The sequence below is a fragment of the Pseudomonas sp. PARCl1 genome (genome assembly GCF_947311875.1).
In the GTDB taxonomy this organism is placed as follows: Bacteria; Pseudomonadota; Gammaproteobacteria; order Pseudomonadales; family Pseudomonadaceae; genus Aquipseudomonas; species Aquipseudomonas juntendi.
In genome coordinates this window covers 1-20754 of the sequence record NZ_CAMZMX010000009.1, presented here as the reverse complement: position 1 = coordinate 20754, position 20754 = coordinate 1, and the positions used below count along the sequence as shown (strand labels likewise).

The 20754-nt window shown below is 62.1% G+C and carries 19 protein-coding genes; 12 read left to right on the top strand and 7 right to left on the bottom strand.

Going from position 1 to position 20754, the window contains the following annotated elements; genetic code table 11:
- Positions 1 to 255 (top strand): glutaredoxin 3, encoded by a 255-nt coding sequence (gene grxC, locus QME24_RS07345; RefSeq protein ID WP_029886544.1) that lies wholly within the window; start codon positions 1 to 3, stop codon positions 253 to 255.
- Positions 256 to 294: 39 nt separating this feature from the next.
- Entirely contained in the window at positions 295 to 780 is a 486-nt protein-coding gene (secB, locus tag QME24_RS07340; RefSeq protein WP_009685000.1) for a protein-export chaperone SecB, read from the top strand.
- 119 nt (positions 781 to 899) lie between these two features.
- Here secB and trmL read toward each other — a convergent pair whose 3' ends face one another.
- Positions 900 to 1361, bottom strand: coding sequence for a tRNA (uridine(34)/cytosine(34)/5-carboxymethylaminomethyluridine(34)-2'-O)-methyltransferase TrmL (gene trmL, locus QME24_RS07335; protein WP_009685001.1), 462 nt, complete (start codon positions 1359 to 1361; stop codon positions 900 to 902).
- Between trmL and QME24_RS07330 the strand changes: the two genes are divergently transcribed.
- Entirely contained in the window at positions 1360 to 1797 is a 438-nt protein-coding gene (locus QME24_RS07330; RefSeq protein WP_054905874.1) for a hypothetical protein, read from the top strand. The genes trmL and QME24_RS07330 overlap by 2 nt on opposite strands.
- A gap of 627 nt (positions 1798 to 2424) precedes the next feature.
- On the opposite strand, the gene ntrC is transcribed toward QME24_RS07330, so the two are convergent.
- The 4 genes from ntrC to glnA all read right to left on the bottom strand — a co-directional run bounded on the left by ntrC (position 2425) and on the right by glnA (position 7311).
- The gene (gene ntrC, locus QME24_RS07325; protein WP_009685003.1) at positions 2425 to 3861 is read right to left on the bottom strand and encodes a nitrogen regulation protein NR(I); all 1437 of its coding nucleotides are present in this window, start codon (positions 3859 to 3861) and stop codon (positions 2425 to 2427) included.
- Entirely contained in the window at positions 3858 to 4943 is a 1086-nt protein-coding gene (gene glnL, locus QME24_RS07320) for a nitrogen regulation protein NR(II) (protein WP_054905873.1), read from the bottom strand. The genes ntrC and glnL overlap by 4 nt, the downstream gene beginning before the upstream one ends.
- Before the next feature lie 263 nt (positions 4944 to 5206).
- On the bottom strand, positions 5207 to 5749 hold the full coding sequence (locus tag QME24_RS07315; RefSeq protein ID WP_182389455.1) for a chorismate mutase: 543 nt from the start codon (positions 5747 to 5749) through the stop codon (positions 5207 to 5209).
- A 155-nt stretch (positions 5750 to 5904) separates the two neighbouring features.
- Positions 5905 to 7311 carry a type I glutamate--ammonia ligase gene (gene glnA / locus QME24_RS07310; RefSeq protein WP_009685006.1) on the bottom strand — a complete coding sequence of 469 codons (1407 nt, stop codon included), beginning with the start codon at positions 7309 to 7311 and terminating at the stop codon, positions 5905 to 5907.
- 635 nt (positions 7312 to 7946) lie between these two features.
- Between glnA and thiI the strand changes: the two genes are divergently transcribed.
- Both thiI and typA read left to right on the top strand, forming a co-directional pair.
- Positions 7947 to 9401: a tRNA uracil 4-sulfurtransferase ThiI gene (gene thiI, locus QME24_RS07305; RefSeq protein WP_009681219.1), complete on the top strand. Its 1455-nt coding sequence runs from the start codon at positions 7947 to 7949 to the stop codon at positions 9399 to 9401.
- 128 nt (positions 9402 to 9529) lie between these two features.
- Positions 9530 to 11350, top strand: a complete 1821-nt coding sequence (gene typA / locus QME24_RS07300) for a translational GTPase TypA (RefSeq protein ID WP_009681218.1) — start codon at positions 9530 to 9532, stop codon at positions 11348 to 11350.
- Positions 11351 to 11535: 185 nt separating this feature from the next.
- On the opposite strand, the gene QME24_RS07295 is transcribed toward typA, so the two are convergent.
- Positions 11536 to 11940: a YkgJ family cysteine cluster protein gene (locus QME24_RS07295; protein WP_003249225.1), complete on the bottom strand. Its 405-nt coding sequence runs from the start codon at positions 11938 to 11940 to the stop codon at positions 11536 to 11538.
- Positions 11941 to 12126: 186 nt separating this feature from the next.
- Between QME24_RS07295 and QME24_RS07290 the strand changes: the two genes are divergently transcribed.
- The 5 genes from QME24_RS07290 (at position 12127) to QME24_RS07270 (ending at position 17431) form a co-directional block, all read left to right on the top strand.
- On the top strand, positions 12127 to 14577 hold the full coding sequence (locus tag QME24_RS07290; protein ID WP_054906163.1) for a glycogen/starch/alpha-glucan phosphorylase: 2451 nt from the start codon (positions 12127 to 12129) through the stop codon (positions 14575 to 14577).
- Positions 14578 to 14769: 192 nt separating this feature from the next.
- Complete coding sequence (locus tag QME24_RS07285) at positions 14770 to 15780, top strand: class 1 fructose-bisphosphatase (RefSeq protein WP_009681216.1); 1011 nt, start codon at positions 14770 to 14772, stop codon at positions 15778 to 15780.
- Positions 15781 to 15783: 3 nt separating this feature from the next.
- A complete protein-coding gene (locus QME24_RS07280) occupies positions 15784 to 16380 on the top strand; it encodes a DUF924 family protein (RefSeq protein WP_054906162.1) in 597 nt (198 codons plus the stop codon).
- 227 nt (positions 16381 to 16607) lie between these two features.
- Positions 16608 to 16862: an outer membrane protein assembly factor BamE gene (bamE, locus tag QME24_RS07275; protein WP_009681214.1), complete on the top strand. Its 255-nt coding sequence runs from the start codon at positions 16608 to 16610 to the stop codon at positions 16860 to 16862.
- Positions 16859 to 17431 carry a lipocalin family protein gene (locus QME24_RS07270; protein ID WP_054906161.1) on the top strand — a complete coding sequence of 191 codons (573 nt, stop codon included), beginning with the start codon at positions 16859 to 16861 and terminating at the stop codon, positions 17429 to 17431. The genes bamE and QME24_RS07270 overlap by 4 nt, the downstream gene beginning before the upstream one ends.
- Before the next feature lie 375 nt (positions 17432 to 17806).
- Here QME24_RS07270 and QME24_RS07265 read toward each other — a convergent pair whose 3' ends face one another.
- Positions 17807 to 19171 carry a formimidoylglutamate deiminase gene (locus QME24_RS07265; RefSeq protein WP_192441205.1) on the bottom strand — a complete coding sequence of 455 codons (1365 nt, stop codon included), beginning with the start codon at positions 19169 to 19171 and terminating at the stop codon, positions 17807 to 17809.
- A gap of 144 nt (positions 19172 to 19315) precedes the next feature.
- Here QME24_RS07265 and hutC point away from each other — a divergent pair, with 144 nt between their 5' ends.
- Both hutC and QME24_RS07255 read left to right on the top strand, forming a co-directional pair.
- Positions 19316 to 20026: a histidine utilization repressor gene (hutC, locus tag QME24_RS07260; protein ID WP_154211989.1), complete on the top strand. Its 711-nt coding sequence runs from the start codon at positions 19316 to 19318 to the stop codon at positions 20024 to 20026.
- Positions 20023 to 20595, top strand: coding sequence for a HutD family protein (locus tag QME24_RS07255; protein ID WP_009683255.1), 573 nt, complete (start codon positions 20023 to 20025; stop codon positions 20593 to 20595). Before hutC ends, QME24_RS07255 begins: the two co-directional genes overlap by 4 nt.
- The last annotated feature ends 159 nt before the right edge of the window (positions 20596 to 20754 follow it).

Here is a 20754-nt window from a genome sequence, read left to right as displayed (position 1 = left end):
ATGAAGCCCGTCATCGTTTATTCCAGCGACTACTGCCCCTACTGCATGCGTGCCAAGTACCTGCTCGAGAGCAAGGGCGTGGCATTCGAGGAAATCAAGGTCGACGGCAAACCGCAACTGCGCGCCGAGATGGCCCAGAAAGCCGGCCGCACGTCGGTGCCGCAGATCTGGATCGGCAGTACCCATGTCGGTGGATGCGATGACCTCTATGCCCTGGAACGCGCCGGCAAGCTCGACGCGTTGCTGGCGGCCTGATTTGCACTGCATTCGAAAACATTAGGATAAGGATCTGCCATGACTGACCAACAGACCAACGGCGCTGCTGCTGAAGACAACAGCCCTCAGTTCTCCCTGCAGCGCATCTATGTGCGCGACCTGTCGTTCGAGGCCCCGAAAAGCCCGCAGATCTTCCGTCAGACCTGGGAGCCAAGCGTTGCCCTGGACCTGAACACCAAGCAAAAGGCCCTGGAAGGCGACTTCCATGAGGTGGTGCTGACCCTGTCGGTCACCGTGAAGAACGGCGACGAAGTCGCGTTCATCGCTGAAGTGCAGCAGGCGGGTATCTTCCTCATCGCCAACCTCGATGCGGCTTCGATGAGCCACACGCTGGGTGCGTTCTGCCCGAACATTCTGTTCCCGTATGCCCGCGAGACCCTGGACAGCCTGGTGACCCGTGGTTCGTTCCCGGCGCTGATGCTGTCGCCGGTCAACTTCGACGCCCTGTACGCGCAGGAAATGCAGCGCATGCAGGAAGCCGGCGAAGCGCCAACCGTTCAGTAACTGCTGCCGGTATCGGAAAAGCGCCTCTAGGGGCGCTTTTTTGTTGGCTGTGTGGGAAGCCGCACGTGGTCCCTGTGGGAGCCGGCTTGCCGGCGATAGGGCCAGTGCAGGCTTACACATCAGCTCCCGGCAAACCCGTTCTGCCGCCAGGCCTCATACACCGTCACCGCCACTGTATTGGACAGGTTCAGGCTGCGACAGCCTGGGCGCATGGGCAGGCGCAGGCGTTGCTCGGCGGGCAGGCTGTCGAGGACTTCTGCCGGCAGCCCGCGGCTCTCCGGCCCGAACAGGAACGCGTCACCCGGCTGGTACGCGACCTCGTGGAACGGGTGCGAGCCCTTGGTGGTAAAGGCGAACAGCCGTGGGTTGCCCAGGCTTTCCAGGCATTCGGCCAGGCTCTGGTGGCGCTTGAGCGTGGCATACTCGTGGTAATCCAGCCCCGCGCGGCGCAGGCGCTTGTCATCCAGTTCGAAGCTGATGGGTTCGATCAGGTGCAGGTGGCAGCCGCTGTTGGCGCACAGGCGAATGATATTGCCGGTATTCGGCGGAATTTCTGGTTGAAAAAGGATGACGTGAAACATGCACGGCTCCAAGCAAGAGGATGACGGGCATTCTACCCCCGAACCGGATGTGCGTTCGAAGGCGTTGCCGCGCATGCTGCTGTCGCTGGCGATCGTCGGGGTGATGGTGGGGCTGATGATCGGCCGCCTGACCGCCCCTGTAGAGCGTCAGTTGCAGCAGGTAGAGGTGTTGCCGGATGGGCTGGCGCTGTGGTTCAACGAAGAACCCAAGCTGCATGCCGAGAACGTCCAAGGCACAGTGGCTGTGCTGTTCCAGGCCCAGGGCACGGCCCGGCAGGGCCAGTTGAGCCTGAACGGCAAACCGGTAAGCTGGCGGCTGCAGAACAGCCAGGAGGGGTTGTTGCTGACGGTGGTGGCCGCGCGCCCCCTGCACGGCCAATGGGCCGGTGCAGAAGACGCTGGGCGCTGGCGGCTGCAGGTGAGCCTGCAGGAATAAAAGAGGGGATATCCCGGCCTGCCTGTACCAGGGTCCCCAAAAGGGCTACGGCGTACTGCGTGTAAAGGGGGGATGGCCCGGCCTGCCTGTACCGAGGTCCCCAAAAAACGGCGGTGTTGCTAATAAAAGAGGGGTTCACCCGGCCTGCCTGTACCAGGGCCCCCGAAACTGGGTATGTATTAGCTATTGCAGGGGGCGTGCCAGTTTTGCAAAACCCGGAAATACTGGGCTTTGAGGGGGATTCGGCCGGTTTTTGAGGGGGTTTGTGCCTTGGCGAGGTGCAGCGGGCACAGGAACGGTGCATCGGAAGGCTGAAACAGCTGGGGCCACTTTGCGGCCCTGTCGCGGCACAAGGCCGCTTACAATGGGCGGGGGTGGCCGGCAGTCCTGCGGAGCCGGGCCGGCATCATCAATCGATGTAGGAGCGGGTTCACCCGCGAATACGGTAGTACCGGCAATGCACATTGCCTGGCAGAAACTGGCCCGCAGGCCCGGCCCTTTCGCGGGTGAACCCGCTCCTACAGGTAACCCATCAGCCCGGAGGCACAGATGGTCCGTGTAGGAGCGGCCTTGTGTCGCGAAAGGGCTGCGCAGCAGCCCCAAAGATCTCGAGGGTTAACCTAGCGCTCAGTGCTCGTCACCTTCCTCATCATCGCCACCCGCCACATTCATCCCCAGTTCCTTGATCTTGCGGGTCAGGGTGTTGCGGCCCCAGCCTAGCAACAGCGCCGCATCGCGGCGCCGGCCGGCGGTGTGCTTGAGGGCGGTCTCGATCATGATCCGCTCAAAGCTTGGCACCGCGCTGTCCAGCAGGTTGGATTGCCCACGCGCCAATGCCTGGTCAGCCCACTGGCGCAGCGCCTGCTCCCAGTTGGTCACGGGGGCAGCGTCCTGGGGCAGGTTCAGCAGCTCCGGCGGCAAGTCACCAATAAGTACCTCGCGGCTGGAGGCCATGACGGTGATCCAGCGGCAGGTGTTCTCCATCTGCCGCACGTTGCCCGGCCATGGCAGGTTGCGGATGAACTCCTCGGTTTCCGGCTTGAGCACCTTCGGCTCGACCGCCAGCTCTTGGGCGGCACGGGCAAGGAAATGGCGGGCGAGTGCGGGGATGTCTTCGCGCCGGTCAGCCAACCTCGGGATATGGATGCGAATCACGTTCAGGCGGTGGAACAAGTCTTCGCGGAACTTGCCAGCCTGCACCAGTGACTCAAGGTTCTGGTGAGTAGCGGCGATGATACGCACGTCTACCTTGACCGGCACGTGGCCGCCGACCCGGTAGAACTCGCCATCTGCCAGCACCCGCAGCAGGCGGGTCTGGGTTTCGGCGGGCATGTCGCCGATCTCGTCGAGGAACAGGGTGCCGCCATCGGCCTGCTCGAAGCGTCCCCTGCGCAGGTTGGCGGCGCCAGTGAAAGCGCCTTTTTCGTGGCCGAACAGCTCGGACTCCATCAGGTCCTTGGGGATGGCGGCCATGTTCAGGGCAATGAACGGTGCCGCTGCGCGCGGGCTGTGGCGGTGCAGGGCGTGGGCTACCAGTTCTTTGCCGGTACCGGACTCGCCATTGATCAGCACGGTGATGTTGGAGTGGCTGAGGCGGCCAATGGCGCGGAACACCTCCTGCATCGCCGGGGCTTCACCGATGATCTCCGGCGTGCGCGCCAGGCTTTGTGGCACGTCCAGCCCTTGCTGCTCCTGGGCGTGCTGGTTGGCCCGCTTGACCAGCGAAACCGCCTCGTCCACGTCGAACGGCTTGGGCAGATACTCGAAAGCGCCGCCTTGGTACGATGCCACGGCGCTGTCCAGGTCGGAATGGGCGGTCATGATGATGACCGGCAGGCGTGGGTGCTGCTCGCGAATCTGCGCCAGCAGGTCGAGGCCGCTGGCCCCCGGCATGCGGATGTCGGAAATGATCACGTCCGGCTGCTGGCGGGCCAGGCGGCCCATGACACCGTCTGCGCTATCGAAGCTCTGGGTGGTCATGCCTTCCTGTTGCAGGGCTTTTTCCAGGACCCAGCGGATGGAGCGATCATCGTCGACGATCCATACGGTTTCACTTCGGCTCATGAGGCGGTGGCTCCTTGTTCCAGAGGCAGGTAGATCGAGAAGGCGGTATGGCCTGCGTGGCTTTCACACTCGATCAGGCCCTGGTGCTGGCTGATGATGTTCTGGGTAATGGCCAGGCCGAGCCCGGTACCGTCCGGGCGACCGCTGACCATGGGATAGAAGAGGGTGTCTTGCAGTTCCAGCGGGATGCCCGGGCCGTTGTCGATGATCTCCACCCGGGCCACCAGGCGATGGCGCACGTGGCCGATGGTGAACTGGCGCAAGGCGCGGCTGCGCAAGGTGATGCGGCCCAGGCGCAGTTCGTTCTGCGAACTGATCGCCTGCATGGCGTTGCGCACGATATTGAGCAGGGCCTGGATCATCTGTTCGCGGTCGATCAGGACATCCGGCAGGCTTGGGTCGTAGTCGCGCACCAATGTGATGCAACCCTGGCTTTCGGCTTCGACCAGGCTGCAGACCCGCTCCAGTACTTCATGGATGTTGGTCATGGCCAGCGAGGGCAGCTTGTTCGAGCCGAGCATGCGGTCGACCAGGTTGCGCAGGCGGTCGGCCTCTTCGATGATCACATTGGTGTAGTCGCGCAGGCCGTCCTCGGGCAGCTCGCGGGCCAGCAGCTGGGCGGCGCCGCGGATGCCCCCGAGGGGGTTCTTGATTTCGTGAGCCAGGCCCCGCACCAGCATCTTGGTGGTTTCCTGTTTGCTCAGTTGCGCCTCTTCCTTGGTGATGCGCAGCAGCCGGTCGCGCGGGTGCACCTCCAGCAGCAGCAGGGTCTGGCCCTGGTGCAGGATTGGCGTTACCGCGTAGTCGACCGTGATCGTCTGCCCGGTCAGGGACGTCAGTTGTGCTTCGCGTTTGGTAAACGGGTGCGCCTGTTCCACCGCCTGGCGCAATGAGCTGAGCGCCTCGGTCGATTCAGTGAACAGTTCGCTGATGAACTGCCCGTGACTGCGCTGGCCACTGACCGCCAGCAACATTTCTGCAGCTGGGTTCATGTACTCCAGGCGCAGCTCACCGTTGAGCAATAGCGTGGCGGTGGTCAGGTTGTCCAGAAGCAGACGGTGCTGTGCATCGCTGATGGTCATAAGGCGTCGTTGACCTCTTTTGGCGCTTGTCTGGCAGGGTACAGCCAGAACCCGGAGCGCAGTGAATCCGCTGATTCCAGTTTCAGTGCATAAAATGCAAGAAACAAACCAAAGCTCCGAAAAGAAGCGGAATTGTCCGATCAGCACCCGAAATCGCGCAGATTCGCACCAGAATGTTCTGGTTTAACGTTTCTTGTGACCTTTTTTGGGGTGCATTCAAGGGCGTCGCCCGCAAGAATGCACCAATAAGGAGCATAGAGCTTTCAGGATTTATCGCACAATTGACCGGTGGCGCGAACCAAGGCCTGGTGCAGTGGTTGGGGCGCGGACCGGCCGGCCAGTTCCTTGGCCAGCCGTGTGCTGCAGCCTGCCCCGGGCTCACGGTCGAAGGCTGCCAGCCTTTGCAGGAGTGTGCCCTGCAGGTCATCCAGTTGCGGGCGGATGTCAGTCTGCAAGTCGCGGCGTTGCGTGTGCGGCGCCGCGCCCTCGCGGTGCCAGTCGGACAGCAGGGTGTATTGCAGCAACTTGTTGGCTTCCATCTGGTCGGCGAAAAACGCCTCGGCGCGTTGTGGTGCCAGGCCGTGGCCAGGTGCGGCAGCACGGACATTGGCCAGCACTTGTTGCTCGCGCAGCGTTGCCTGCACGGGCTGGCCAGTGTCCCACTTGTGCAGCGCCACGGCTTCAGCCAGGGCCAGGCGCCGTTCGATGTTGTCGAGCAGGGCGGACAGCGCCGTATCCGGCGGGGCTTCTGCAGTGCAACCGGTCAGGGCCAATACAGCCACTGCGGCGAAGGGGAAATGACGCATGACAGACCTCCAGAGCATAGGGTGAAGGCCCGAGTGTGGCGGTGTTGGCTGATCCTCGGGGGTAGGACGCTTCCGAAAATAGTGACGGCAGAAACGAAAACGGCCTCCCGAGGGAGGCCGTTTGATCAGCTCACCGGCGCCGGGCGCCGATCAGATCAGCAGCTGTAGTACAGCTCGTATTCCAGCGGGTGCACGAAGGTGCGGACCTTGATTTCTTCTTCGCTCTTGAGCTCGATGAAGGCGTCGATGAAGTCGTCGGAGAACACGCCGCCCTTGGTCAGGAACGCACGGCCTTTATCCAGCTCTTCCAGAGCTTCTTTCAGGCTGCCGCACACTTGCGGGATGTTCTTGGCTTCTTCTGGCGGCAGGTCGTACAGGTTCTTGTCGGCCGCGTCGCCTGGGTGGATCTTGTTCTGGATACCGTCCAGGCCAGCCATCAGCAGCGCTGCGAAGGCCAGGTACGGGTTGGCCGATGGGTCCGGGAAGCGGGCTTCGATACGGCGGGCTTTAGGGCTGCCGACGTAAGGAATGCGGATCGAAGCGGAACGGTTGCGCGCCGAGTAGGCCAGCATCACCGGGGCTTCGAAACCTGGAACCAGGCGCTTGTACGAGTTGGTCGACGGGTTGGTGAAGCCGTTCAGGGCCTTACCGTGCTTGATGATACCGCCGATGAAGTACAGGGCGGTGTCGGACAGGCCGGCATAGCCTTCGCCGGAGAAGGTGTTCTTGCCGTCTTTCCAGATCGACATGTGCACGTGCATGCCCGAACCGTTGTCGCCGTACAGTGGCTTCGGCATGAAGGTAGCGGTACGGCCGTAGGCGTCGGCAACGTTGTGCACAACGTATTTCAGCGCCTGGACTTCGTCAGCCTTCTTCACCAGGGTGTTGAACTTGACGCCGATTTCGTTCTGGCCGGCAGTTGCCACTTCGTGGTGGTGAACTTCGACGGTCTGGCCCATTTCTTCCAGTGCGTTGCACATGGCAGTACGGATTTCGTGGTCGTGGTCGAACGGCGGAACCGGGAAGTAGCCGCCTTTCACGCCTGGGCGGTGGCCTTTGTTGCCGCCTTCCACGTCAGCGCCGGTCATCCACGAGCCTTGCTCGGAGAAGATCTTGAACATCGAGCCGGAGATGTCCGACTGGAACTTGACTTCGTCGAAGATGAAGAACTCTGGCTCCGGGCCGGCGAAGACAGTGTCACCGATGCCGGTGCTCTTCAGGTACTCTTCGGCACGCTTGGCGATGGCACGTGGGTCGCGGTCGTAGCCCTGCATGCTCGACGGGTCGACGATGTCGCAGGTGATGATCAGGGTTGGTTCTTCGGTGAACGGGTCCAGCACGGCGGTTTCGTCAACCGGCATCAGGATCATGTCGGAAGCTTCGATGCCTTTCCAGCCAGCGATGGAGGAACCGTCGAACATCTTGCCGACTTCGAAGAAGTCTTCGTCCAGCGCATCGCGCGCCGGCATGGTCACGTGGTGCTGAGTACCTTTGGTGTCCGTGAAACGCAGATCAATCCACTTGACGTCATGATCTTTGATGAGTTGAACCGACTTCGACATGTTGTCCTCCGGATGGTCTAGAGCGCGGTGGGCCGCTGCCCTGGAAAAAGGGTGTTGCCGGGCGCGGATAGTCGGCCAAGCTTACCTGCCTCACAAGGGAGCAAATTGCATGCCAGTGCCCGAAAATGGCGAGGGCGGGATAAAAGGGGGCGTTTGCAGGCATTTTGCGGGGGGCTGGGCTTGGAATGTGCACTTTTTAGATGCGGATTTTGGTATTGGTGCACCGGTATGGTGCACGACCTGGAGGGTGTGCTTTCTTTGAGGGCTTCATCGCCTGTGAGATCGAGCGCCGCCCGCGCGGCGCATCGCGAGCTGCGCTCGCTCCTACGTTTGTTTCGGGCCAATTATGCCTGTGGGATTTGTGCGCGAACGCCTTGGCGCATGCCTCATTATCGCGCGGTACAAACAAGGCGGTCGCGCGCACCTGGCACAGGGGTTACTGGCCCGAAACAAACGTAGGAGCGAGCGCAGCTCGCGATGCGCCGCGCGGGCGGCGCTCGGTCTCACGGGCACCAAAAAATCCTGCGCTGACATTTATCTCAAAGCTTCTGATCAAAAGTTGGTCAAATCCTGAGCAATTTCCGATATAATTCGCGCCCCTCATTTTCGGCAGGCCCTGCGCGCGCTGTTAACCAATGAAACTCATCGTCAAAGTCTTCCCAGAAATCACCATCAAGAGCCGGCCGGTGCGCAAGCGCTTCATCCGCCAGCTCGGCAAGAATATCCGCAACGTGCTCAAGGACCTCGACCCTGAGCTTGCGGTGGATGGTGTGTGGGATAACCTCGAAGTGGTTACCCGCGTCGAAGACGAGAAAGTCCAGCGCGAGATGATCGAGCGCCTCACCTGCACCCCGGGTATTACCCATTTCCTGCAGGTAGAGGAATACCCGCTGGGTGACTTCGACGATATCGTCGCCAAGTGCAAGCACCATTTTGGCCACCTGCTGGCCGGCAAGCACTTCGCCGTGCGCTGCAAGCGCGGTGGTCACCATGATTTCACCTCGATGGACGTCGACCGTTACGTCGGCAGCCAGCTGCGCCAGCAGTGCGGCGCTGCCGGTATCGCACTGAAGAACCCCGAGGTGATGGTGCGCATCGAGATCCGCAACCAGCGCCTGTACGTGATCCACAACCAGCACAATGGCATTGGCGGTTACCCGCTCGGTGCGCTGGAGCAGACCCTGGTGCTGATGTCCGGTGGCTTCGACTCTACCGTGGCGGCCTACCAGATGATGCGCCGTGGTCTGATGACCCACTTCTGCTTCTTCAACCTCGGCGGCCGTGCCCACGAGCTGGGCGTGATGGAAGTGGCCCACTACCTGTGGAAGAAGTACGGCAGCAGCCAGCGCGTGCTGTTCATCAGCGTGCCGTTCGAGGAAGTGGTTGGCGAAATCCTCAACAAGGTCGACAACAGCTACATGGGCGTGACCCTCAAGCGCATGATGCTGCGCGGCGCCGCGCATATGGCCGACCGCCTGCAGATCGACGCATTGGTGACCGGCGAGGCGATTTCCCAGGTATCGAGCCAGACCTTGCCGAACCTGTCGATCATCGACTCGGCCACCGACAAGCTGGTGCTGCGCCCGCTGCTGGCCACGCACAAGCAGGACATCATCGACCAGGCCACCGAAATCGGCACCGCCGACTTCGCCAAGCACATGCCGGAATACTGTGGCGTGATCTCGGTGAACCCGACCACCCATGCCAAGCGCCACCGCATGGAGCACGAAGAAAAGCAGTTCGACATGGCCGTGCTGGAGCGCGCCCTGGAGCGCGCCAAGTTCATTTCCATCGACCACGTGATCGATGAATTGGGCAAGGACATCGAAATCGAGGAAGTGGCCGAGGCGCTGCCAGGCCAGATCGTCATCGACATTCGTCACCCCGACGCCCAGGAAGATCAGCCTCTGGTACTGGAAGGTATCGAGGTGCAGGCCATGCCGTTCTATGCCATCAACAGCAAGTTCAAGCACCTGGACCCCACGCGCCAGTACTTGCTGTATTGCGATAAGGGTGTGATGAGCCGTTTGCACGCACACCACCTGCTCAGTGAGGGACATGCCAATGTGCGTGTTTATCGTCCGACATAAGACGCCGGGGCTGTATGGCGGCAGTATCCGCCATCGCCCTCCCGACCGCCGGGCCCGCTGAGCCTTAAACAGTACATATTCGCCGCCTACACTGGGCGGCAACCGAATCCTCTGATCGAGATACACTTGTGATCGAAAATCTGCGTAACATCGCCATCATCGCCCACGTTGACCATGGTAAAACCACCCTGGTCGACAAACTCCTGCGTCAGTCCGGCACCCTGGAGCGTAACGAGCTCAACGACGAGCGCGTCATGGACTCCAACGACCAGGAAAAAGAGCGCGGTATTACCATTCTGGCGAAGAACACCGCCATCAACTGGAACGGCTACCACATCAACATCGTCGACACCCCCGGCCACGCCGACTTCGGTGGCGAGGTCGAGCGTGTAATGTCGATGGTCGACTCGGTGCTGCTGCTGGTCGACGCCCAGGACGGCCCGATGCCGCAAACCCGCTTCGTGACCAAGAAAGCCTTCGAAGCCGGCCTGAAGCCAATCGTCGTGATCAACAAGGTCGACCGCCCGGGCGCGCGTCCGGACTGGGTTCTGGACCAGATCTTCGACCTGTTCGACAACCTCGGTGCCACCGATGAACAGCTGGACTTCAAAGTCGTCTACGCCTCGGCCCTGAACGGCATTGCCGGTCTGGACCACACCGCCATGGGCGAAGACATGACTGCGCTGTACCAGTCGATCGTCGACAACGTACCAGCACCGTCTGTTGACCGTGACGGCCCGTTCCAGATGCAGATCTCCGCACTGGACTACAACAGCTTCCTCGGTGTTATCGGCGTTGGCCGTATCGCCCGTGGTCGCGTCAAGCCGAACACCCCGGTTGTCGCCATCGACACCAACGGCAAGAAGCGTAACGGCCGTATCCTGAAACTGATGGGCCACCACGGCCTGCACCGCGTCGACGTCGAAGAAGCCCAGGCTGGCGACATCGTTTGCATCAGCGGTTTCGACGAGCTGTTCATCTCCGACACCCTGTGCGCCCCGGACGCGGTAGAGGCGATGAAGCCGCTGACCGTTGACGAGCCAACCGTTTCGATGACCTTCCAGGTCAACGACTCGCCATTCTGCGGTAAAGAAGGCAAGTTCGTTACCAGCCGCAACATCAAGGACCGTCTGGACAAGGAGCTGCTGTACAACGTGGCCCTGCGCGTTCAGGAAACCGATTCCCCTGACAAGTTCAAGGTATCGGGCCGTGGCGAGCTGCACCTGTCGGTACTGATCGAAACCATGCGTCGTGAAGGCTTCGAGATGGCTGTTGGCCGCCCTGAAGTGATCATCCGCGAAGTCGACGGCGTGAAGCAGGAACCGTTCGAGAACGTCACCATCGACATCCCTGAAGAATCCCAGGGCAAGGTCATGGAAGAGATGGGCCTGCGTAAGGGTGACCTGACCAACATGGTGCCGGATGGCAAGGGCCGTGTTCGCCTGGAATACAACATTCCAGCCCGTGGTCTGATCGGCTTCCGTAACCAGTTCCTGACCCTGACCAACGGTGCAGGCATCTTGACCTCGATCTTCGACCGCTACGACACCATGAAGTCGGGCCAGATGTCTGGCCGCCTGAACGGTGTTCTGGTGTCGGTCGAAACCGGCAAGGCACTGACCTACTCGCTGGAAACCCTGCAGGCTCGCGGCAAGCTGTTCGTTGAGCACGGCCAGGAGATCTACAACGGTCAGATCATCGGCCTGAACAGCCGTGACAACGACCTGGGCGTGAACCCGACCAAGGGCAAGAAGCTGGACAACATGCGTGCTTCGGGCAAAGACGAAGTCATCGCCCTGGTACCGCCAGTTCGCCACACCCTGGAACAGGCCCTGGAATTCATCCAGGACGACGAGCTGTGCGAAGTCACGCCTAAGTCGATCCGTCTGCGCAAGAAGATCCTGGACGAAGGCGAGCGTACCCGCGCCGCCAAGAAAGCCAAGAACTGAGTTAGCTCAGGCTGAATGAAAGCGCCCCCGGTCGAAAGGCCGGGGGCGTTTTTTTATGCTTGCAGAATTTGCGTTGGCCCTTTTCGCGGGCTTGCCCGCTCCCACAGGTACTGCACAGGCCTTGAGGATCGCGCAGATCCTGTGGGAGCGGGCAAGCCCGCGAAGAGGCCCTTGATGGCTAACGCTTAGCGCCCGACCACCTTGGGCTTGTACGCACAATAACCCGGCCGCGGCCCAACCTTGGGGTGGTTGCGGCAGGTGTCCGGGCGCTTGTCATAAATGGTGCACAGGCGGCTTTTGCGATCCAGATACATGCAGTCGTCGTTGCTCATCCGGGTCAGGGTGAAGATGCCTGACTTCTGGTTGAAGCGCTCGATGATGCCTTCTTTCTGCAAACGCTTGGCCACGTTCTTCGGCGGTTCGTCTTTCTCGAATTCATCGACTACGCCGATGCGGATCAGATCCTTGATCTTCACCTCCACCGGCAGGGTGCAGCAGGTCGAATGGCAGCCATGGCACATGTTGCTGGTGTAGCGCTGCCAGGTCTCCAGGCGGTCGACTTCGGCTGCGGCGATCAGGGTCGTTTTCATCTTTATAAGGGGCGGATCACGGTCTTGGGGCGCGCGATGATACCGGAATTGTTCAATTTATGAACAACCTTTTGCCGGAATCACCAAGTCGGCATGAAAACTGCGAACCGTAACTGTCTCTCCCTGTCGAAGGGTCTAGTCTGAACACTCTCCCTCCGCTTTCGTCAACTTGCCCGAGGATGCCCCATGTCCCAGGAACCTGAAGCTCGTGACGCCGAAGTCGCGGATTTTCGCGCTGCCGTACTGAACAAGCTGACCTATGCGGTTGGCAAGGACCCGGAGCACGCCTTCGACCATGACTGGTTCGAAGCCATCGCCCTGGCCGCGCGCGATCACATGGTCGACCACTGGATGGACCACACCCGACAGGCCTACCGGCGTAGCCAGAAACGGGTCTACTACCTTTCCCTGGAGTTTCTGATTGGCCGCCTGCTCTACGACAGCCTGAGCAACCTGGGCTTGCTGGACATCGCCCGAGAGGCCCTGCAAGACCTGAACGTGGACCTGGAGCGCATCCGCCTGCTGGAGCCCGATGCCGCACTGGGCAACGGTGGCCTGGGGCGTCTGGCCGCCTGCTTCATGGAAAGCATGTCGACCCTGGGCATTGCCGCCCATGGCTACGGTATCCGCTACGAGCATGGCTTGTTCCGCCAGGCACTGGTCGATGGTTGGCAGCAGGAGCAGACCGAGAACTGGCTGGACTTCGGCAACCCGTGGGAGTTCGAGCGTGCCGAAGTGATTTACCCGATCAGCTTTGGCGGTAGCGTCGAAACGGTGCACGACAACCATGGCAATCAACGCCAGGTGTGGTCACCTGGCGAGACCGTGCGTGCGGTAGCGTACGACACGCCGGTGGTCGGCTGGCGGGGTTCGAGCGTCAACACCCTGCGCCTGTGGCGGGCACGGGCGCTGGAAGAGCTGCACCTGGAGCGCTTCAACGCCGGTGACCACCTGGGCGCAGTGGCCGAGGTGGCACGTGCCGAGAGCATTTCGCGGGTCCTGTACCCGGCGGACAGTACCGAGGCCGGGCAGGAGCTGCGCCTGCGCCAGGAGTATTTCTTCGTATCGGCGTCACTGCAGGACTTGCTGCGCCGCCACCTGAACCAGCATGACTCGCTGCTCAACCTGCCCGATGCGGCCGCCATCCAGCTCAACGACACGCACCCGTCCATTGCCGTGGCGGAGCTGATGCGCTTGCTGGTGGACCAGCACGAAATCCCATGGGACAAGGCCTGGGAGCTGACCGTCGGCACCTTGGCCTACACCAACCACACCCTGTTGCCCGAAGCGCTGGAAACCTGGCCGGTGGCGTTGATGGAGCGCATGCTGCCGCGGCACATGCAGATCATCTACCTGATCAACGCGTACCATATCGACAGCCTGCGTGCCAAAGGCCTGCACGACTTCGACGTGCTGCGGGCGGTGTCGCTGATCGAGGAAGACAACGGCCGCCGAGTTCGCATGGGCAACCTGGCATTCCTCGGCTCGCACAGCGTCAACGGCGTTTCGGCGTTGCACAGCCAGCTGATGAAGAGCACGGTGTTCGCCGAGCTGCACAAGTTGTATCCGCAGCGTATCAACAACAAGACCAACGGCATTACCTTCCGCCGCTGGTTGTACCAGTCCAACCCGCAACTCACCGACATGCTGGTGGAGGCGCTGGGGCCGGAGCTCAAGGACGACCCGGAGGGGCGCCTGGCCGGTTTGGTGCCGTTCGCCGACAAGGCGGGTTTCCGCAAGCAGTTCGCGGCTCAGCGCCTGCACAGCAAGCGTGCCCTGGCCAGCATCATCCAGGACCGCGTTGGCGTCACGGTCAACCCCGAAGCGCTGTTCGACGTGCAGGTCAAGCGTATTCACGAGTACAAGCGCCAGTTGCTCAACCTGCTGCATACCGTGGCCCTGTACCAGGCCATGCGCAACGACCCTGGCACCAATTGGGTGCCGCGGGTGAAGATTTTCGCCGGCAAGGCGGCGGCCAGCTACCACCAGGCCAAGCTGATCATCAAGCTGACCAACGACATCGCCCGGGTGGTGAACAACGACCCGACCGTGCGTGGCCAGTTGAAGGTGGTGTTCCTGCCCAACTACAACGTCAGCCTGGCGGAGAGCATCATTCCGGCTGCGGACCTCTCCGAACAGATTTCCACGGCCGGTTACGAAGCGTCGGGTACCAGCAACATGAAGTTCGGCCTGAACGGCGCACTGACCATCGGTACCCTGGATGGGGCCAACGTGGAAATGTGCGAGCAGGTCGGTGCCGACAACATGTTCATATTCGGCCTGACCGCCCAGCAGGTCGAGGCGCGCAAGCGGGCGGGTGATTTTGGCGCCACGGCGGCGATTGCTGCGTCCAACCGCCTCAACGACGTACTGCAGGCGATTCGCAGCGGTGTGTTCTCGCCGGACGACCCTTCGCGCTACACCGGCTTGATCGATGGGCTGGTGGCCTATGACCGCTTCTTGGTATGTGCCGATTTCGATGCCTACTGGGATGCCCAGCAGCGCGTCGAGGACTTGTGGCACACGCCGGAGCAATGGTGGCGCATGGCGGTGCTGAACACGGCGCGGATGGGCTGGTTCTCGTCGGACCGGACCATTCGCGAATATGCTACGCAGATCTGGAAGGCGCTGGATTGAAGGTGCCTGCACCGCCTTCTTCACGGGCTCGCTCGTGAAGAAGGCGGGCGCCGACCACCGGCCTGGCACACGCTGAACTACCGACCTATTGTGCCGTCAGAGTGCCGTGGCGAGTCTCATCACTCGCTAGCCTGCAACTCTCCCTGTAAACTGCGGGGGTTTTTCATCTCCCCCATCCTTTCGGAGCCATACATGTCCCGCGTTACCCTGAGTCGCTATCTGATTGAGCAGACCCGCAGCAACAATACCCCTGCCGATCTGCGCTTCCTGATCGAAGTGGTGGCGCGTGCGTGCAAGGAAATCAGCCATCACGTGTCCAAGGGCGCCCTCGGCGGTGTGCTGGGCAGCATGGGCACGGAAAACGTGCAGGGCGAAGTCCAGAAGAAACTGGACGTGATTTCCAACGATATCCTGCTGGAGGCCAACGAGTGGGGCGGCCACCTGGCCGGCATGGCCTCGGAAGAAATGGACAACGCCTACCAGATTCCGGGCAAGTACCCCAAAGGCGCCTACCTGCTGGTCTTCGACCCGCTGGACGGTTCGTCGAACATCGACGTCAACGTGTCGGTCGGCACCATCTTCTCGGTACTGCGTTGCCCTAACGAGTACCTGAGCCAGAACGAAACCCTGAACGAAAACGCCTTCCTGCAGCCAGGCACCCAGCAGGTGGCTGCCGGCTACGCCATCTACGGCCCGCAGACCATGCTCATCCTCACTCTGGGCAACGGCGTGAAGGGTTTCACCCTGGACCGCGAGCTGGGCAGCTTCGTGCTTACCCACGAGAACATCCGCGTGCCGGAAACCACCGCCGAGTTCGCCATCAACATGTCCAACCAGCGCCACTGGGAAGCCCCGGTGCAGCGCTACGTCGGCGAGTTGCTGGCAGGCGAGACCGGCCCGCTGAAAAAGAACTACAACATGCGCTGGATCGCCTCGATGGTGGCCGACGTGCACCGTATCCTGACCCGTGGCGGCCTGTTCATGTACCCACGTGACGCCCGCGAGCCAAGCAAGCCGGGCAAGCTGCGCCTGATGTACGAAGCCAACCCGATGTCGTTCATCATCGAACAGGCCGGTGGCGCCTCTACCAATGGTTACGATCGCATCCTCGACATCAAGCCAGAGAGCCTGCACCAGCGTGTGTCGGTCATTCTTGGCTCGAAAGAAGAGGTCGAGCGCGTTACCGCCTACCACAAGGAGTAAGTCATGCTCGCACCTTGGCAGCCGTTGCTGGAATGGTGGTTCGGTTGGGGCACCAGTGCCCAGGCCGTGGCTGACGAGAAGAGCACGCTGTGGTTCGGCAAGCACCACGATGCCGAGGCCCATGCGCAGTTCGGTGAACTGGTGGAGCAGGCCCTGGCCGGCGGGCTCGACGAGTGGCAGCAAAGCCCGCAGGGCTGGTTGGGCCTGTTGCTGCTGCTCGACCAGCTGCCACGCATGATCTACCGCGACACGCCGCGCGCCTTCGAGGGTGACCGGCGTGCCCAGGTGGTGGCCATGCAGGGCCTGCAGAAGGGCTGGGACTACCAGCTGCTACCGATCCAGCGGGTATTCGTGCTGGTGGTGCTGGAGCACGCCGAGGTGCTGGACTGGCAAAACCTGTGCGTCGAGCGCTTTCAGGTGCTGCTGGGCGAACAGCCCGAGGCCAGCCGCCGGTTGTTCGAAGGCTTCCTCGACTACGCCGAGCAGCACCAGCGGGTGATCGCCCGGTTCGGTCGCTTCCCGCACCGCAACCTGGTGCTGGATCGCCCGAGCACCAGCGAAGAGATGGACTTCCTGCTGGAGCCCGGGTCCAGGTTCTGAGATTGCAGGGCCCTGCTGCGCAGGCCATCGCCACACAAGGCCGCCCCTACAAGGGGCGGCTTTTTTATTGGCCGTTAACTAATGCTTTGTGATTAATCGCACAGTAGTGGCCACCCGACCAATGGTGTAGGGGTATAGGGGGGAGGGAAGGGAACAAAGGAGGGATTTTCACGTCGAAGGTCACTGCAGGCCACTCGCCTGTCTCATCTTCCCAGGAGTGTCCTTCAATGTCGTTGCGTTCCCTCGCCCTGTTGTCGCTGTGCGTCGTGCTGACTGCCTGCAGCAAGATCAACCAGGAAAACTATTCCAAGATCAAGGCCGGTATGAGCAAGGCCGAGGTCGAGCAGCTGCTCGGCACGCCGACCGAATGTTCCGGCGCGTTGGGCATGAGCAGCTGCACCTGGGGGGACGAGAAGAGCTTCATCAGCGTGCAGTATGCGGCTGACAAAGTATTGATGTACTCAGGGCAGGGCCTCAAATGAGGCGTGTGTACCTGCTGATGGCGGTATGCCTGGCGGTGCTGCTGGGCGGTTGCGCAGGCTCTGTGCATGACCCGCTGGCGCCGAAAACCGCCGGCAATGTAGACCTCAAGCGTTACCAGGGCAAATGGTACGAGCTGGCACGCCTGCCCATGCGCTTCCAGGAGGGCTGCGAACAGTCCGAGGCCCATTACAACCTCAAGCCCGATGGCAGCTACGGAGTGCTCAACCGTTGCCGCACCATGGGTGACGAATGGCTGCGCGCCGAAGGGCATGCCAATATCCAGGAGCCGGGCCATACCGATAAATTATGGGTCGAGTTCGATAACTGGTTCACCAGGCTGGTGCCGGGCGTGGCGCGGGGTGAATACTGGATTCTGTACGTTGACGAACACTATCGCACCGCCATCGTCGGCAGCCCGGACCGCAAGTACCTGTGGATCCTGTCACGCACGCCGACCCTGCCGGCCTGGCAGCGCGAGAACCTGCTGGCCAAGGCCCGTCAGCAGGGCTATGACACCAGCCGCTTGATCTGGCGCGCTTCCGACCAGCAGATCGTCAAGATGCATTGATGGCAGCATTGCCGGCCTTATCGCCGGCAAGCCACACAGGGATTGCATCAGGGCCGACAGGTGTTTGTCACAAGATATACAGCGGCTGTTAGAGCGAGCGCCGCCCGCGCGGCGCATCGCGAGCTGCGCTCGCTCCTACGTTTGTTTCGGGCCAGTGAGGCCTCTGAGATGCGCGCGCGACCGCCTGGTTCATACGACGCGACATTGAGGCATGCGCCAAAGGGTTCGCGCGCAAATCCCCCAGGCATAATTGGCCCGAAAAAAACGTAGGAGCGAGCGCAGCTCGCGATGCGCCGCGCGGGCGGCGTTCAATCTCACAGGCGCTGAAAATGCGGCGGCTACTACACAGTTCTCAAGCTTGGTGACGGCCCTGCATTACCCCAGCAACTGCCGCAGCACCTCGGCAAAGGCCACCCGGCTTTGTTCCTCCTGGGCGTGCCGCCCCTGGCGCACTACCCACTGCCCATTCACCATCACATCGCGCACCTGGCGATCGCCGCCGGCAAACAGCCAGCGGTTGAGGATGGCATCATCCTCGGCAATCGCCAGGTAAGGGTCCTGCCCGTCGAGCACCAGCCAGTCGGCACGTTTGCCCACGGCCAGCGCGCCGATTGGCTGCCCCAGCGCCTGGGCGCCGCCCGCCAGCGCGGCGTCATACAGGGTGCGCCCGACCATTGGCTGATCACCCCGATACAGGCGGTTGCGGCGCTGGTCACGCAGCCGCTGGCCATATTCCAGCCAGCGTAATTCCTCGACCACGCTCAGCGATACATGGCTGTCTGAACCAATGCCCATGCGCCCGCCCTGGGCCAGGAACTCCACGGCCGGGAAAATCCCGTCGCCCAGGTTGGCTTCAGTGGTCAGGCACAGGCCTGCCACCGCGCCGCTGCGGGCCATGGCTGCCACTTCGTCGGGTGCTGCGTGGGTGGCGTGTACCAGGCACCAGCGCCGGTCGACGTCGACATGCTCATACAGCCACTGCAGGGGCCGCAGGCCGCTCCAGGCCAGGCAGTCGTCGACTTCCTTCTGCTGCTCGGCGATATGGATATGCACCGGTGCTTGCGTGTCACTGGCCGCCAGCACTTCGGCGAGCTGCGCCGGCGCCACCGCCCGTAGCGAGTGGAAGCACAGGCCCAGGCGCTGCGCGGGCTGTGTGGCCAGCGCGGGGGCCAGTTGCGCCTGCAGTTGCAGGTATTGGTCGGTAGTGTTGATAAAGCGCCGCTGGCCGTGGTTCGGTGCCAGGCCGCCGAACCCGGCATGGCTGTACAGCACCGGCAACAAGGTCAGGCCGATACCACTGTCAGCGGCGGCCGCACTGATGCGGCGGGATAACTCGGCGGGGTCGGCGTAGGGCTTGCCGGCCTGGTCATGGTGCACATAGTGAAACTCGGCGACCGCGGTGTAGCCGGCCTTGAGCATCTCGATGTACAGCTGGCGGGCAATGACCTGCAGTTGTTCTGGGCTGATCTGGCCGACCAGCCGGTACATCAGGTCGCGCCAGGTCCAGAAGCTGTCGTTGGGGTTGCCAGCAACCTCGGCCAGCCCTGCCATGGCGCGCTGAAAGGCATGCGAGTGCAGGTTGGGCATGCCGGGCAGCAAGGGCCCGGCGAGCCGTTCGGCACCCTCGGGCGCAGCCCCTGGCTCGATACTGGCCACGTAGCCATCGCCGGCGACCTCGATGCGGACATGGCGGGCCCAGCCGCTGGGCAGCAGGGCACGTTCGGCGAAGTAGGCGGGCATAATGCGAATCCTGTTATTGTTAGCTTGTATATACATATACAGGCGTTTGCCTGCCGGGTAAACTGCGGCAAGCTACCGCCCATTACATTTGCACAAGGATCCAACGCCGTGCCGACACCTCCTGTCTCCGCGCTGGTTGCCCAGATGGGCGAGGGCCCGGCGCCGCTGTATGCGCGGGTCAAACAGATGATCGTCCAGCAGATCGACAACGGCAGCTGGCCGCCGCATCACCGGGTCCCCTCGGAGAGCGAGCTGGTCAACGAGCTCGGCTTCAGTCGCATGACCATCAACCGCGCCCTGCGTGAACTCACGGCCGAAGGCCTGCTGGTGCGCATGCAAGGGGTGGGCACTTTCGTGGCTGAGCCCAAAGGCCGGTCGGCGCTGTTCGAGGTCAACAACATCGCCGACGAAATTGCCGCCCGTGGCCACAAGCATACGTGTCAGGTCATCACGCTCACCGAGGAAGCGGCCGGCTCCGAGCGCGCCCTGGCCCTGGACATGCGCGAGGGCCAGCGGGTGTTTCATTCGCTGATCGTGCATTTCGAGAACGGCGTGCCGGTGCAGATCGAGGACCGTTACGTCAATGCGGCGATCGCCCCCGACTACCTCAAGCAGGATTTCACCCGGCAGACGCCCTACGCCTACCTGTCCCAGGTCGCGCCCTTGACCGAAGGCGAGCACGTGGTCGAGGCGATCCTCGCCGAGCCGGAGGAATGCCGGCTGTTGCAGATCGAGCGGGGCGAGCCTTGCCTGCTGATTCGGCGCCGCACCTGGTCGGGTCGCCAGCCGGTGACTGCCGCGCGGTTGATCCACCCCGGATCCCGTCATCGCCTGGAGGGGCGTTTCAGCAAATGAGCCAATTGCAGGTGTTGCGCGCGCAGGATTACCCGCGCATGCCATGGAAGAACGGTGGCGGTTTCACTGAAGAAATCACCCGCGACAGCGGCGAAGGCCTGGACGGCTTCGGCTGGCGCCTGTCGATCGCCGATATCGAGGACTCGGGCGGCTTTTCCACGTTTGCCGGTTACCAGCGGATCATCACTGTGCTGCAGGGCGACGGCATGCGCCTGGTGGTGGACGGCCAGGCCAGCCGGCCATTGCTGGCCTGCGATGCATTTGCCTTCAGTGGCGAGAGCCAGGTCAGTTGCAGGTTGCTGGGCGGTGCGATTCGGGATTTCAACCTGATCTATGCGCCGCAGCGTTACCGGGCGCGGTTGCAGTGGCTGGACGGTACCCAGCGAATGTACACCTCGGCGTCGACGGTGTTGCTGTTTGCGGCCTGTAATCAGGTCGAGGTGGCCTTGGCTGGGCGTGAGGCGCAACGGCTGGGGTTGTATGACTGCCTGCGGCTGGAGGGCAACGAAGCGTTGCTGGAGCTGGATGTGCAGGGGCGGTGCTGCCTGATCGAACTCATTCCAACTTGAGATAGCCGGGGCTGCTTTGCAGCCCAATCGCCGGCAAGCCAGCTTGTATGGTTAGACTTGAAGGGAGGAGGAGGGACAAAGCCAGCTTCTGACTGTTAGCGCAGTACAGACCGTGGGAGACCTCGCCCCTCCTCCCTTTTCACCCAAGCGCCGATAAAG

Coding starts and splice junctions, on each gene's coding strand:
- bamE (WP_009681214.1), top strand. CDS start 16,608: ATGTCGTTGCGTTCCCTCGCCCTGTTGTCGCTGTGCGTCGTGCTGACT.
- QME24_RS07270 (WP_054906161.1), top strand. CDS start 16,859: ATGAGGCGTGTGTACCTGCTGATGGCGGTATGCCTGGCGGTGCTGCTG.
- ntrC (WP_009685003.1), bottom strand. CDS start 3,861: ATGAGCCGAAGTGAAACCGTATGGATCGTCGACGATGATCGCTCCATC.
- QME24_RS07285 (WP_009681216.1), top strand. CDS start 14,770: ATGTCCCGCGTTACCCTGAGTCGCTATCTGATTGAGCAGACCCGCAGC.
- hutC (WP_154211989.1), top strand. CDS start 19,316: ATGGGCGAGGGCCCGGCGCCGCTGTATGCGCGGGTCAAACAGATGATC.
- QME24_RS07265 (WP_192441205.1), bottom strand. CDS start 19,171: ATGCCCGCCTACTTCGCCGAACGTGCCCTGCTGCCCAGCGGCTGGGCC.
- glnA (WP_009685006.1), bottom strand. CDS start 7,311: ATGTCGAAGTCGGTTCAACTCATCAAAGATCATGACGTCAAGTGGATT.
- QME24_RS07290 (WP_054906163.1), top strand. CDS start 12,127: ATGTCCCAGGAACCTGAAGCTCGTGACGCCGAAGTCGCGGATTTTCGC.
- secB (WP_009685000.1), top strand. CDS start 295: ATGACTGACCAACAGACCAACGGCGCTGCTGCTGAAGACAACAGCCCT.
- QME24_RS07315 (WP_182389455.1), bottom strand. CDS start 5,749: ATGCGTCATTTCCCCTTCGCCGCAGTGGCTGTATTGGCCCTGACCGGT.
- QME24_RS07295 (WP_003249225.1), bottom strand. CDS start 11,940: ATGAAAACGACCCTGATCGCCGCAGCCGAAGTCGACCGCCTGGAGACC.
- trmL (WP_009685001.1), bottom strand. CDS start 1,361: ATGTTTCACGTCATCCTTTTTCAACCAGAAATTCCGCCGAATACCGGC.
- glnL (WP_054905873.1), bottom strand. CDS start 4,943: ATGACCATCAGCGATGCACAGCACCGTCTGCTTCTGGACAACCTGACC.
- QME24_RS07330 (WP_054905874.1), top strand. CDS start 1,360: ATGCACGGCTCCAAGCAAGAGGATGACGGGCATTCTACCCCCGAACCG.
- QME24_RS07255 (WP_009683255.1), top strand. CDS start 20,023: ATGAGCCAATTGCAGGTGTTGCGCGCGCAGGATTACCCGCGCATGCCA.
- QME24_RS07280 (WP_054906162.1), top strand. CDS start 15,784: ATGCTCGCACCTTGGCAGCCGTTGCTGGAATGGTGGTTCGGTTGGGGC.
- grxC (WP_029886544.1), top strand. CDS start 1: ATGAAGCCCGTCATCGTTTATTCCAGCGACTACTGCCCCTACTGCATG.
- thiI (WP_009681219.1), top strand. CDS start 7,947: ATGAAACTCATCGTCAAAGTCTTCCCAGAAATCACCATCAAGAGCCGG.